12 protein-coding genes are annotated in these 13,264 nt (G+C 67.7%); 9 read left to right on the forward strand and 3 right to left on the reverse strand.

From position 1 onward, the window contains the following. Positions 1–79 precede the first annotated feature (79 nt). Together OG622_RS34955 and OG622_RS34960 are read left to right on the forward strand one after the other, a co-directional pair. Positions 80–1,705, forward strand: a complete 1,626-nt coding sequence (locus tag OG622_RS34955; RefSeq protein ID WP_371580626.1) for an MFS transporter — start codon at positions 80–82, stop codon at positions 1,703–1,705. A 339-nt stretch (positions 1,706–2,044) separates the two neighbouring features. Next, complete coding sequence (locus OG622_RS34960) at positions 2,045–2,350, forward strand: small hydrophobic protein (RefSeq protein ID WP_371580627.1); 306 nt, start codon at positions 2,045–2,047, stop codon at positions 2,348–2,350. Positions 2,351–2,472: 122 nt separating this feature from the next. Here the strand turns inward: OG622_RS34960 and OG622_RS34965 are convergent, their stop codons facing one another. Beyond that, positions 2,473–3,240, reverse strand: a complete 768-nt coding sequence (locus OG622_RS34965; protein WP_371580628.1) for a potassium channel family protein — start codon at positions 3,238–3,240, stop codon at positions 2,473–2,475. Positions 3,241–3,310: 70 nt separating this feature from the next. Then, on the reverse strand, positions 3,311–6,058 hold the full coding sequence (gene aceE, locus OG622_RS34970) for a pyruvate dehydrogenase (acetyl-transferring), homodimeric type (protein WP_371580629.1): 2,748 nt from the start codon (positions 6,056–6,058) through the stop codon (positions 3,311–3,313). Between the two features lie 414 nt (positions 6,059–6,472). Here aceE and OG622_RS34975 point away from each other — a divergent pair, with 414 nt between their 5' ends. From OG622_RS34975 to OG622_RS35000, 6 genes are all read left to right on the forward strand, one after another. Next, a complete protein-coding gene (locus OG622_RS34975; protein WP_020115348.1) occupies positions 6,473–6,910 on the forward strand; it encodes a DUF3052 domain-containing protein in 438 nt (145 codons plus the stop codon). A gap of 116 nt (positions 6,911–7,026) precedes the next feature. After that, positions 7,027–7,485, forward strand: a complete 459-nt coding sequence (locus OG622_RS34980) for a peroxiredoxin (RefSeq protein ID WP_371580630.1) — start codon at positions 7,027–7,029, stop codon at positions 7,483–7,485. 113 nt (positions 7,486–7,598) lie between these two features. Next, positions 7,599–8,174, forward strand: a complete 576-nt coding sequence (locus OG622_RS34985; RefSeq protein WP_371580631.1) for a calcium homeostasis/redox stress adaptation protein — start codon at positions 7,599–7,601, stop codon at positions 8,172–8,174. 168 nt (positions 8,175–8,342) lie between these two features. Then, entirely contained in the window at positions 8,343–8,918 is a 576-nt protein-coding gene (locus tag OG622_RS34990; protein WP_371580632.1) for a TerD family protein, read from the forward strand. A 125-nt stretch (positions 8,919–9,043) separates the two neighbouring features. After that, positions 9,044–10,189 (forward strand): DUF475 domain-containing protein, encoded by a 1,146-nt coding sequence (locus OG622_RS34995; protein WP_371580633.1) that lies wholly within the window; start codon positions 9,044–9,046, stop codon positions 10,187–10,189. Between the two features lie 109 nt (positions 10,190–10,298). Next, positions 10,299–11,039: a Tellurium resistance gene (locus OG622_RS35000; RefSeq protein WP_371580634.1), complete on the forward strand. Its 741-nt coding sequence runs from the start codon at positions 10,299–10,301 to the stop codon at positions 11,037–11,039. Between the two features lie 37 nt (positions 11,040–11,076). Here the strand turns inward: OG622_RS35000 and OG622_RS35005 are convergent, their stop codons facing one another. Continuing rightward, positions 11,077–11,907 (reverse strand): TerD family protein, encoded by an 831-nt coding sequence (locus tag OG622_RS35005; RefSeq protein ID WP_371580635.1) that lies wholly within the window; start codon positions 11,905–11,907, stop codon positions 11,077–11,079. Positions 11,908–12,097: 190 nt separating this feature from the next. Between OG622_RS35005 and OG622_RS35010 the strand changes: the two genes are divergently transcribed. Next, positions 12,098–13,264, forward strand: coding sequence for an HpcH/HpaI aldolase/citrate lyase family protein (locus OG622_RS35010; RefSeq protein WP_371580636.1), 1,167 nt, complete (start codon positions 12,098–12,100; stop codon positions 13,262–13,264).

Below are 13,264 nucleotides of genomic sequence, written 5' to 3' on the forward strand. Positions count from 1 at the left end.
GGTGCGGCGAGTGACGTGACAGTTACCGACTTGTGAACTGGTTTGTCAACTGTCAGTGGCTGTCATTAGTCTCGCGCGTATGACTAGTCAGACCACTGTCGACAAGACGGGACCGGGGGACAAGGCGCCAGTCGTCCCGTCGGACCCGACGACGAACCAGGGCCGGGGCCTGCGCGGCCATCCCTGGTTCACCCTCCTCACCGTGGCCGTCGGCGTCATGATGGTCGCCCTCGACGGCACCATCGTGGCGATCGCCAACCCGGCCATCGCGAAGGATCTGGGTGCCACCTGGGCGGATGTCCAGTGGATCACCAACGCGTACTTCCTCGCTCTCGCCGTCACGCTCATCACCGCCGGAAAGCTCGGTGACCGCTTCGGCCACCGGCAGACCTTCCTGATAGGCGTGGTCGGCTTCGCCGCCGCCTCCGGCGCCATCGGCCTGTCGAACTCGGTCGCCTTCGTGGTGACCTTCCGGGTCTTCCAGGGCCTGTTCGGCGCGCTGCTGATGCCGGCCGCGCTCGGCCTGCTCCGGGCCACCTTCCCCGCCGAGAAGCTGAACATGGCGATCGGCATCTGGGGCATGGTCATCGGCGCCTCCACCGCGGGCGGCCCGATCCTCGGCGGCTTCCTGGTGGAGAACGTCAGCTGGCAGTCCGTGTTCTGGATCAACGTCCCGGTCGGCGTCCTCGCCGTGACCCTGGGCGCCTGGATCCTGCTGGACCACCGCGCGGAGAACGCCCCGCGCTCGTTCGACGTCCTCGGCATAGCCCTGCTGTCCGGAGCCATGTTCTGCCTGGTCTGGGCCCTCATCAAGGCCCCGGAGTGGGGCTGGGGCGACGGCCTGACCTGGACCTTCCTGGTCGTCTCCATCGCCGGTTTCGTCCTCTTCGCCTTCTGGGAGACGAGGGTGAAGGAGCCGCTGATCCCGCTGGCCCTCTTCCGCTCCGTACCCCTGTCCGCGGGTGTCGTCCTGATGGTCCTGATGGCCATCGCCTTCATGGGCGGCCTGTTCTTCGTGACGTTCTACCTCCAGAACGTGCACGGGATGAGCCCCATCGACGCGGGTCTGCACCTCCTTCCGCTCACCGGCATGATGATCGTCGGCTCACCGCTCGCGGGCGCGCTGATCACCAAGGCCGGACCGCGCATCCCGCTGGCCGGCGGCATGGCCCTCACCGCGATCGCCATGTACGGCATGTCGACGCTGGAGACCGACACCGGCAGCGCCGCGATGTCCCTCTGGTTCGCGCTCCTCGGTCTCGGCCTCGCCCCGGTGATGGTCGGCGCGACCGAGGTCATCGTCGGTAACGCGCCCCTGGAGCTGTCCGGTGTCGCCGGCGGTCTCCAGCAGGCCGCGATGCAGATCGGCGGCAGCCTCGGTACGGCCGTGCTGGGCGCCGTGATGACGTCCAAGGTGGACAGCGACTTCGCGGGCAACTGGGCGGACGCGGGACTCCCGGAGCTGAACGACGCCCAGCTCGCCCTGGCCAAGCAGGCGGTCCAGCAGGGCGCCGCTCCGGTCGCCGAGGGCACCCCGGCGGAGATCGCCGCGAAGATCACCACGGTCGCGCACGACACGTTCATGTCCGGCATGAGCCTGGCCTCGCTCGTCGCCGCCGGTGTGGCCGCGATCGCCGTCCTCGTGGCGTTCCTGACCAAGCGCGGCGAGAACGCGGAGGCGGGTGCCGGAGCGGCACACATCTGACAGCTCCATACACATCTGACAGCTCCGTACGCATCCGACAGCTCCGTGCGCATCCGACAGCGATGCCACTGCTTCACGCGCGGGTTTCGGCCCGAGTTCGCCTATCAGGGTGACAACGCTGAAGATCGCTCCATCCGGTGCGCGCCGCAGGTGACAGTGGGTCAAGTCCTCCGCACGGCATGGTCGTTGACGGCGGAGCGACCCGGGGTCTGCGGCGCGCTGCCGGAGGGGGGCAGCGCGCGCAGACAGCTCGCCAACTCTCGCCGGTTTCGACCACGCCGGACGGGTACTCGACGTTCGGTACTCGAACTGACCGCGAGGTTCAGGGAGTTGTTGACGATGGCGAGCTTCGGACACGGTACGCGCAGGCACCCCCGATCACGTGGCCGGACGGGGTCACGGACCGGGCCGGATCGCGCGACGCTCGGCGTCATCGGAGTCATCTGCGCGATAGCGGGATTCTTCGTCCTGGGCATCATCCTCGGCCCGGTGGCGATCCTCTGCGGCTGGCTGGCGATGAACCGCACCTGGTCCGGCGCCCGCCCCGTCCCCGCGATCGTCGCGGTCGTTCTGGGTGCCATCGACACCGTCCTGGCCATCATCTGGCTGGCGGGCACGGCCACTCCGGGCACCGGCTTCTTCTGACCCCGAGGTGCGGGAAGACCCGGGACGCGTCGGCGGGTGCGGGTCGTGTGGGGTTGCTCGCGGGGAACCCCGCGAGCAACCCCACACGACCCGCACCCGCCGACGCACAGGTACCTCTACGGTCATCGGCGCTGTTCAGGTACTTCAGATACCACCTTCGCGGAAGACCGCAATGCCGAAACCTCCGCCCGCAACAGCCGAACCTCCTCCGCCAGCTCCACTATCGCCGCCGTCTGTCGTCGCTCCTCCGCGTCGTCCTTCTCGAACCGCGATATGAACCACGCCGCGATGTTCGCGGTCACCACACCCAGCAACGCGATCCCCGACAACATCAGCCCGACGGCCAGCACCCGCCCCAGCCCGGTGGTCGGCGCGTGGTCCCCGTACCCCACCGTCGTCATCGTCGTGAACGACCACCACACCGCGTCGTCCAACGTGTCGATGTTCCCGCCGGGAGCGTCCCGCTCCACGGACAGCACCGCCAGGGACCCGAACATCAACAGCCCGACGACCGCACCGCCGACGTACGTCGTGAGCCTTATCTGCGACGCCATGCGCGCCCGCTGCCCCACCAGCAGCAGCGTCGCCACCATCCGCAGCAGCCGAAGCGGCTGGAACATCGGCAGCGCCACGGCCGCGAGGTCCAGCCACCGCGTCCGTACGAACTCCCACCGCCGCTCGGCGAGAAGCAGGCGGATGACGTAGTCGAGCGCGAACGCACCCCACACCGCCCACTCGGCGACGTCGCACCACCACTGCACGTCCCCGCTCACGTCCGGCCGGACGATCGGCACCGCGTACGCGACGGCGAACACCGCGGCCAGTCCGAACAGCGGCCGCTGCGTCTTCTGTTCCCAACGGACCTGTGCCGAGACCGATCGCTGCTTCATGGCCGCATAGTAGAAAACGTGAAGGGGTGGTGAACCCACCGGTTCACCACCCCTTGCACTCAGAACGATGCTATGCGTCGCCTCCGGCGGCGCCCGGGTCCGCCGCCGCCACGTCGAGCAGCTGGTAGCGGTCGATGGCCTGCTTGAGCACCGAACGGTCGACCTTGCCCTCGCGCGCCAGCTCGGTCAGCACCGCGACCGCGATCGACTGCGCGTCGATGTGGAAGAAGCGCCGGGCCGCGCCCCGCGTGTCCGCGAAGCCGAAGCCGTCCGCGCCCAGCGACTGGTACGTGCCCGGCACCCACCGCGAGATCTGGTCCGGCACCGACCGCATCCAGTCGGAGACGGCCACGAACGGGCCCTCGGCGCCGCTCAGCTTCTTCGTCACGTACGGGACGCGCTGCTCCTCCTCGGGGTGCAGCAGATTGTGCCGCTCCACCTCGACGGCCTCGCGGCGCAGCTCGTTCCAGGAGGTCGCCGACCAGACGTCCGCCTTCACGTTCCAGTCGGCGGCCAGGATCCGCTGCGCCTCGACCGCCCAGGGCACCGCCACGCCGGACGCGATGATCTGCGCGGGGATCGAGCCCGCCTCGCCGGCCCGGTAGCGGTGGACGCCCTTGAGGATGCCCTCGACGTCCACGTCCGCCGGCTCGGCCGGGTGCTGGAGCGGCTCGTTGTAGACGGTGAGGTAGTAGAAGACGTCCTCGCCCGGCTTGCCGTCGGCGGTCTCGCCGTACATCCGGCGCAGACCGTCCTTCACGATGTGCGCGATCTCGTACCCGAACGCCGGGTCGTAGGCGACACAGCCCGGGTTCGTCGAGGCGAGCAGCTGCGAGTGCCCGTCCGCGTGCTGCAGACCCTCACCGGTCAGTGTCGTACGGCCGGCGGTCGCGCCCAGGACGAAGCCGCGCGCCAGCTGGTCCGCCATCTGCCAGAACTGGTCGCCGGTGCGCTGGAAACCGAACATCGAGTAGAAGACGTAGACCGGGATGAGCGGCTCGCCGTGCGTGGCGTAGGCCGAACCGGCGGCGATCAGGGAGGCCGTGCAGCCCGCCTCGGAGATGCCGTCGTGCAGCATCTGACCCGTGGGCGACTCCTTGTAGGCGAGCAGCAGATCGCGGTCGACCGCCTCGTACTGCTGGCCGAGCGGGTTGTAGATCTTCGCGCTCGGGAAGAACGAGTCCATGCCGAAGGTGCGGTATTCGTCGGGCGCGATCAGCACGAAACGCTTGCCGATCTCCTTGTCCCGCATGAGGTCCTTCAGTAGTCGAACAAACGCCATGGTGGTGGCGATGGACTGCTGACCGGAACCCTTCTTCACACTCGCGTACGTCTTGTCCTCGGGCAGGGGCAGAGGCTTCGCACGCACGACACGCGTCGGGACGTACCCGCCGAGGCCCTTGCGGCGGTCGTGCATGTACTGGATCTCCTCCGAGTCCCGCCCGGGGTGGTAGTACGGCGGCGCGCCGGACTCCAGCTCCTTGTCGGAGATGGGCAGGTGGAGGCGGTCACGGAAGCCCTTGAGGTCGGCGACCGTCAGCTTCTTCATCTGGTGCGTGGCGTTGCGGCCCTCGAAGTTCGGGCCCAGCGTCCAGCCCTTGACCGTCTTCGCCAGGATGACCGTCGGCTGGCCCTTGTGCTCGTGGGCCGCCTTGTACGCCGCGTAGATCTTCCGGTGGTCGTGACCGCCGCGGCCCAGGTGCAGGATCTGGTCGTCGGTCATGCCCTCGACCATCGCGCGCAGCCGCTGGTCGTCACCGAAGAAGTGGTCGCGGATGTACGCGCCGGTCTCGGTGGCGTACGTCTGGTACTGGCCGTCCGGAGTGGTGTTCATCCGGTTGACCAGCACACCGTCGCGGTCCTGTGCGAGCAGCGGGTCCCAGGAGCGGTCCCAGACCAGCTTGATCACGTTCCAGCCGGCGCCGCGGAACTGCGACTCCAGCTCCTGGATGATCTTGCCGTTGCCGCGCACCGGCCCGTCGAGGCGCTGGAGGTTGCAGTTGACGACGAACGTGAGGTTGTCCAGGCCCTCGCGCGCGGCGATCGACAGCTGGCCGAGCGACTCCGGCTCGTCCATCTCGCCGTCGCCGAGGAACGCCCAGACATGGGACTTGGAGGTGTCCGCGATACCGCGTGCCTCCATGTACCGGTTCATCCGCGCCTGGTAGATCGCGCCCAGCGGACCGAGGCCCATGGACACGGTCGGGAACTCCCAGAAGTCCGGCATCAGCCGCGGGTGCGGGTAGCTGGACAACCCGTACGGCGCCTTGGACTTCTCCTGGCGGAAGGCGTCCAGCCGCTGCTCGTCGAGCCGGTCCAGCATGTACGCGCGGGCGTAGATACCGGGGGAGGCGTGGCCCTGGAAGAAGATCTGGTCGCCGCCGTCGCCCTCGTCCTTGCCGCGGAAGAAGTGGTTGAAGCCCACGTCGTAGAGGGAGGCGGAGGACGCGAAGGTCGCGATGTGGCCACCGACGCCGATACCGGGCCGCTGGGCGCGCGACACCATCACGGCGGCGTTCCACCGGGTCGCGTTGAGGATCTTCCGCTCGATCTCCTCGTTGCCCGGGAAGAACGGCTCGGCCTTGGTCGGGATGGTGTTGACGTAGTCCGTGCTGCGCATCTCGGGCACGGCCACGCGCTTTTCACGGGCCCGCTCGATGAGCCGTAGCATCAGGTAGCGCGCGCGCTCACGGCCGCGCTCGTCCACGGCGGCGTCGAGCGAGTCGAGCCACTCCTGGGTCTCCTCGGGATCGAAGTCAGGGACCTGACTCGGAAGGCCGCCAATGATGATCGGATTGCGATCGGATCCGGAAGCCACGCTGTTCCTTAGCTGTCAGAGGGCCGCTCTTCAGGGGTTCTTCATGGGTGTTCACTAGGTGCCTGCACCGCCCCCCATCGTGTACCTCGGGGACGCAAACGTCACCTCTACCGAGAGGTAACCAGGGCGGCCACCTGCTCGACAAAGGTAGTAAAGGTATTCGATGCTCGTACCCCCGGATGATTGCCGAATGCACAAAACGGGCAGAACGGTGTGGCGTGAGTCACGTGAGGCTATTAATCCGCGCAGAGAGTTGCGGTGACACGGCCCGGATCGTCACCGTTTCGGCGGTCTGAAAGGCTGGGTACTTGCGCGATCGGTCCCGCCCGTGTGGACTACGGCCAATGCTTCGCGCACGCGCGTGGCTGATTCCCCAGGGGGCGACCCCACCCGAACATGATCAGGAGGCAACCCGTGAGCGCGACCGCGGACCACGCGGAGGAGCGGACGAACCCTGCCGCAAGGCTGGGGTTCCAGCCCGAGCAGGTGGTCCAGGAGATCGGCTACGACGACGATGTCGACCAGGAGCTCCGCGAGTCCATCGAAGAAGTCGTAGGCAGTGAGCTCGTCGACGAGGACTATGACGACGTGGCCGATGCCGTCGTGCTGTGGTTCCGAGACGACGACGGCGACCTGACCGACGTACTGGTGGATGCCACCACGTACATCGAGGAGGGTGGCTCGATCCTGCTGCTGACGCCCAAGACAGGGCGGGACGGCTATGTGGAGCCCAGCGACATCTCCGAAGCCGCGACGACCGCGGGACTGTCCGCGTCGAAGAGCGTCAGCGTCGGCAAGGACTGGAGTGGGAGCCGGTTGGTGACGCCGAAGGCAGCGAAGTCGAAGAAGTGACGTGACCCGCGCCCCTGGAGAGAGGGCCCCTTGTGGGCCACCCCTCCAGGGGCGCGCCGTTTCCCCTGCGTAGGCTGGGCCACCCGAACGGTCCATGAAGGGACTACAGGAACATCATGGCGATCCAGGTCGGCGACAAGGCTCCCGACTTCGAGCTCAGGGACAACCACGGGGCCACCGTGCGGCTCGCGGACTTCCGGGGCGAGAAGAACGTGGTGGTGCTCTTCTACCCGTTCGCGTTCACCGGGGTCTGCACCGGGGAGCTGTGCGAACTGCGGGACAACCTGCCGAAGTTCGTGAACGACGACGTGCAGCTGCTGGCCGTGTCCAACGACTCGATCCACACGCTGCGGGTCTTCGGCGAGCAGGAGAACCTGGAGTACCCGCTGCTGTCGGACTTCTGGCCGCACGGCGAGGTCTCCCGGGCGTACGGCGTGTTCGACGCGGACAAGGGCTGCGCGGTACGCGGCACGTTCATCGTCGACAAGGAGGGCATCGTCCGCTGGTCGGTCGTCAACGCCCTGCCGGACGCCCGCGACCTGAACGAGTATCTCGCCGCTCTGGACACCCTGTGATTCCCGGGTTCCAAGCCCTGCGTGGAACGGGAACCCGTCATTAGGATCGAGACGTTGATCCGACACCAACGCACGACGGGGCTCCCCGCCCCTGAAACCAAACGGAGGACTTCGTGGGAGTCAGCCTCAGCAAGGGCGGCAACGTATCGCTGACCAAGGAGGCGCCGGGCCTGACCGCGGTCATCGTCGGTCTGGGGTGGGACATCCGCACCACGACCGGCACCGACTTCGACCTGGACGCCAGCGCCCTGTTGCTGGAGTCGTCGGGCAAGGTCAGCAGCGACGCCAACTTCATCTTCTTCAACAACCTGAAGAGCCCGGAGGGCTCGGTCGAGCACACCGGCGACAACCTCACCGGTGAGGGCGAGGGCGACGACGAGCAGATCAAGGTCAACCTCGCGACCGTCCCGGCCGAGATCGAGAAGATCGTCTTCCCGGTCTCGATCTACGACGCCGAGAACCGCCAGCAGTCCTTCGGCCAGGTCCGCAACGCGTTCATCCGCGTGGTGAACCAGGCCGGTGAGGCGGAGCTCGCCCGTTACGACCTCTCCGAGGACGCCTCCACCGAGACCGCCATGGTCTTCGGTGAGCTGTACCGGCACGGCGCCGAGTGGAAGTTCCGCGCCATCGGCCAGGGCTACGCCTCGGGCCTGCGCGGCATCGCCCAGGACTTCGGTGTGAACGTCTGAGTCACGGGGGAATAGCCCCCTGAACCACCGACTCACCACGTCCGGTGCCGCCGTCCTCAGCGACCGCGGCGCCGGACGCGCTCGTACGACGAGGGCGGCTGCCCGCGCGTACGACCACAACTGAACAGTTGAGCAACTGAAGCTCGAAAATCGGGGAGGACCAGCACCATGGGCGTCACACTCGCCAAGGGGGGAAATGTCTCCCTCTCCAAGGCCGCGCCGAACCTCACTCAAGTGTTGGTCGGGCTCGGCTGGGACGTCAGGACCACTACCGGCGCACCCTTCGACCTCGACGCCAGCGCACTGCTGTGCCAGGGCGGCCGGGTGCTGGGGGACGAGTGGTTCGTCTTCTACAACAACCTGACGAGTCCCGACGGCTCGGTCGAGCACACCGGCGACAACCTCACCGGTGAGGGCGACGGCGACGACGAGTCGCTGATCATCGACCTCTCCCGGGTGCCGGCCAACGTCGACAAGATCGTCTTTCCGGTCTCCATCCATGACGCCGAGAACCGCGGCCAGGCCTTCGGCCAGGTCAGCAACGCCTTCATTCGCGTCGTCAACCAGGCGGACGGCCAGGAGCTCGCCCGTTACGACCTCTCCGAGGACGCCTCCACCGAGACCGCGATGATCTTCGGCGAGGTCTACCGCTACGGCGGCGAGTGGAAGTTCCGCGCCGTGGGACAGGGGTACGCGTCCGGCCTTCGAGGCATCGCGCTCGACTTCGGTGTGAACGTCTCGTAGCGCTATAAGCGCAAAAGCCGGGGCCGTGTGGGGTGCGAGGGGTACCCGACTAGACTTCGGGTTCAAAAGTTCGTAAAGCCGCGCGCGGCGCGGGGGAACGCCGTACACACACGATTGGGTAGCCAGTGGTTCTGAAAACCTTCGGCTGGTCGTTCGCGGTCACCGCGCTCGGCTTGGTTGCAGCGGTTCTCTACGGCGGATGGGCGGCGTTCGGTGTCGTCGCGATCCTGTCCGTCCTGGAGATCTCGCTGTCGTTCGACAACGCGGTGGTCAACGCCGGGATCCTGAAGAAGATGAATGCCTTCTGGCAGAAGATCTTCCTCACCGTCGGCATCCTGATCGCCGTCTTCGGTATGCGGCTGGTCTTCCCCGTCGTCATCGTCGCCATCAGCGCCAAGGTGACTCCGATAGAGGCCGTCGACCTGGCGCTCACCGACAAGGACCAGTACCAGCAGTACGTGACCGACGCCCACCCGTCGATCGCGGCCTTCGGCGGTATGTTCCTGCTGATGATCTTCCTGGACTTCATCTTCGAGGACCGGGACATCAAGTGGCTGGGCTGGCTGGAGCGTCCGCTGTCCAAGCTCGGCAAGGTCGACATGCTGTCGGCCTGTATCGCGATGATCGTTCTGCTGGTCACCTCGATGACCTTCGCCACCAACGCCCACCAGCACGGCGGCGTCCATGTCGACAAGGCGCAGACGGTCCTGATCTCCGGACTCGCGGGTCTCATCACCTATCTCATCGTGGGTGGTCTCTCCGGCTTCTTCGAGAACAAGCTGGAGGAAGAGGAGGAGCGCGAGCACGAGGAGGAGGAGGCGGCGGAGCGCGCGGGCAAGCCGCGTTCGGCCGTGGCCCTGGCCGGTAAGGCCGCGTTCTTCATGTTCCTCTACCTGGAGGTCCTGGACGCGTCCTTCTCCTTCGACGGTGTCATCGGCGCCTTCGCCATCACCAACGACATCGTCCTGATGGCGCTGGGCCTCGGCATCGGCGCGATGTACGTCCGGTCGCTGACCGTGTACCTGGTCCGCCAGGGCACCCTCGACGACTACGTCTACCTGGAGCACGGCGCGCACTACGCGATCGGCGCGCTCGCGGCGATCCTTCTCGTCACCATCCAGTACGAGATCAACGAGTTCGTCACCGGCTCCATCGGTGTCATCCTGATCGCCTGGTCCTTCTGGTCCTCCGTGCGCCGCAACAAGGCGCTGGAGGCCGAAGAGGGAGAAGCTGACGCCGCCGACAAGGCGGAGGTCTCATCCGGGGTGTGACCACCCGCGGGGTGAGGGCAGGCTCTGAGCGGGGCGGCCGACGAGGACTCGTCCTCGTCGGCCGCCCCGCTGGTGGTTGACGTGACGACACGGCAGTTGTGGGGCGGGCATGGGTTTCCTGGACAACCTCTGGCGCGGGCGGGCCTCGGAGTTCGACGCGGGCAACGCGGCGACCAACGCGATCGAACTGACCAAGCGGCACCAGAGGGTGTCCCTCTCCAAACAGAACGCCGCGGCGGGCCATCTGCGCGTCAACCTGTCCTGGCGGATGCGGACGTCCGACATCGGCGGGCCGAAGCGGCAGAGCGTGCTGCGGCACCCCTTCAAGGCGCTCAGGCCGGAGGAGGTGCAGGCGCACAGCCAGAGCATGGTGAACGTCGACCTCGACCTCGGCTGTCTGTACGAGCTGGCCGACGGGACGAAGGGGGTCGTGCAGCCGCTGGGCGGCTTCCTCGGGGACATCAACGACCCGCCGTACATGCGGCTCAGCGGGGACGACCGGTTCGGGTCGGGATCCGGCGAGACGATGTACATCAACCTGGACCACCGGGACGCCTTCAAGCGGATGCTGGTGTTCGTCTACATCTACGACCAGACGCCGGCGTTCGACCGGACGCACGCGGTCGTGACGCTCTATCCCAGCAACGGCCCGCGGATCGAGATAGGCCTGGACGAGAGACATCCCCAGGCCCGGTCGTGTGCGGTGGTGATGATCGAGAACATCAAGGGGGAGATCACCGTGCGCCGGGAGGTGAAGTTCGTGTACGGCTTCCAGGCGGAACTCGACCGGTTGTACGGGTGGGGGCTGCAGTGGGGGCGGGGCTACAAGACGAAGGCCGAGCGTTCCTAGCGCCGTTCCTGACAGCCCCGCGCCCTCTACCGGGCGCTCAGCGGCCGATGAACTGCGGCCCCTGAGGCGGCAGGCGGAAGTTCGGGTCCAGGGCCGCCGCCGTGGGCTGGGGGTAGCCGTACGCCGGGCCGTTGGCGGTGGCGGGGGTCGGCTGGGGATGCGGATAGCCGTAGGAGGGCTGGGCGGGCTGCTGTGTGGGGGCCGCCGGCGGGTAGCCGTACGCGGGCTGGGACGGGACGCCGACCGGGGCCTGCTCGGGGGGCAGCGGGGCCGAGATCTCCGGGACCGGGGCCGGGGTCTGGGTCGTGGCGGTCTGGTCGGCGGTCGACTCGTCGACAGAGATGCCGAAGTCCGTGGCGAGGCCCTCGAGGCCGTTGGTGTAGCCCTCACCCAGGGCACGGAACTTCCAGCCGCCGCCGCGGCGGTACAGCTCACCGCAGATGAGGGCGGTCTCCTCACCCGTCTCGGGCTTGACGTCGAAGTACGCCAGCGGCTCGGCGTCGGTGACCGTGGCGTCGTACAGCAGGATGCGCAGGGACGGAACGCGGTCGAAGGAGACGTCCCCGGCGGAGGCCACGAGGAGAATCTGGCTGACAGCGGACTCGACACCCGCCAGATCGGTCTGGATCGTGTCGGTGAGGCCTTCGGCCACGCGCTTCTGGCCGAGCCGCCACACCTTGCCCGAGGGGTGGCGCGGCTGGTTGTAGAAGACGAAGTCCTCGTCGGACCGTACGCGGCCGTCGGGACCGAGGAGCAGCGCCGAGGCGTCGACCACCGGGGCGCCCTGCCCGGGCGCCCAGCGCAGCACGGCGCGGACCGCCGTGGCTTCGATCGGGACGTTCGACCCCTTCAGCATCGCGTGCGTCATGCGGTCATCCTGCCCTCTCGGTCCTGATCACGACAACGCGGGGGCGGCGAACCGTCGGTGAAACAGTCCAGCGCCCGTCATGGCCGGGTTACCAGAACTTCACGCCCGGTGGGAACTGATGTCACACATTTGTACGTACTATTACCGGCCACCATCGGGACCGGCCGCCTAGCAACCACGGGGGAATTACGTGCGTCATTTCGGGCATATCGCCCCTGCGGAGCGTCAGCGTCTCTTCCACCGGGAGCCAGGGGTCTTCGACGCCGACTCCCCGCCCCGCGTGCTCGCCGCCGCGCTGGGCGCCACGCTCTACAGCCCGGCGACCCGGGAGCGGCTGGCCGACGACATCGTCAAGCAGGCCGGGCGTGGTGTGGTCTCCATGGTGCTGTGCCTGGAGGACTCCATCGACGACGCGGAGGTCGTGGGCGCCGAGGAGAACCTCGTCCGGCAGTTCGCCGACCTCGCCGGGCGGCCGGACGCCGAGCTTCCGCTGCTGTTCATCAGAGTCCGCTTCCCCGAGCAGATACCCGACCTCGTACGCCGATTCGGCCCGGCCGTACGATTGCTGTCGGGGTTCGTGTTCCCGAAGTTCACCGAGGAGCGGGGTGTCGCGTTCCTGGAGGCGCTCACCGCGGCCGAGTCCGCGAGCGGGCGGCGGCTGTTCGGTATGCCGGTGCTCGAATCGCCGGAGCTGATGTACAGGGAGACGCGCGTAGAGGCGCTCCAGGGCATCGCCCACACCGTCGACAAGTACCGCGACCGCGTCCTCGCGCTGCGCCTCGGCGTGACCGACTTCTGCTCCTCCTACGGCCTGCGTCGACCGCCGGACATGACCGCGTACGACGTCCAGATCGTCGCCTCCGTGATCGCGGACGTGGTGAACGTGCTGGGACGTGCCGACGGCACCGGGTTCACGGTGACCGGGCCGGTGTGGGAGTACTTCCGGGTCCAGGAGCGCATGTTCAAGCCGCAGCTGCGCACGAGTCCCTTCCTGGCGAACCGGGCCGGACAGTTGCGCGAGTCGCTCATCGAGCACGCGCTGGACGGTCTGCTGCGCGAGATCTCCCTCGACCAGGCCAACGGGCTGCTCGGCAAGACCTGCATCCATCCCTCGCACGTCCTGCCCGTGCACGCGCTGTCCGTGGTCAGCCACGAGGAGTTCAGCGACGCCCAGGACATCGTGCGGCCCGACCGCAACGGGGGCGGCGTACTGCGTTCCGCCTCCCGCAACAAGATGAACGAGGTCAAACCGCACCGCGCCTGGGCGGAAAGGGTTCTGCAGCGTGCCGAGGTGTTCGGGGTCGCCAACGAGGACATCGGGTTCGTGGACCTGCTGGCCGCGGGGCTGCCCGACTGA

It is taken from the genome of Streptomyces sp. NBC_01314 (assembly GCF_041435215.1).
Taxonomy (GTDB): domain Bacteria; phylum Actinomycetota; class Actinomycetes; order Streptomycetales; family Streptomycetaceae; genus Streptomyces.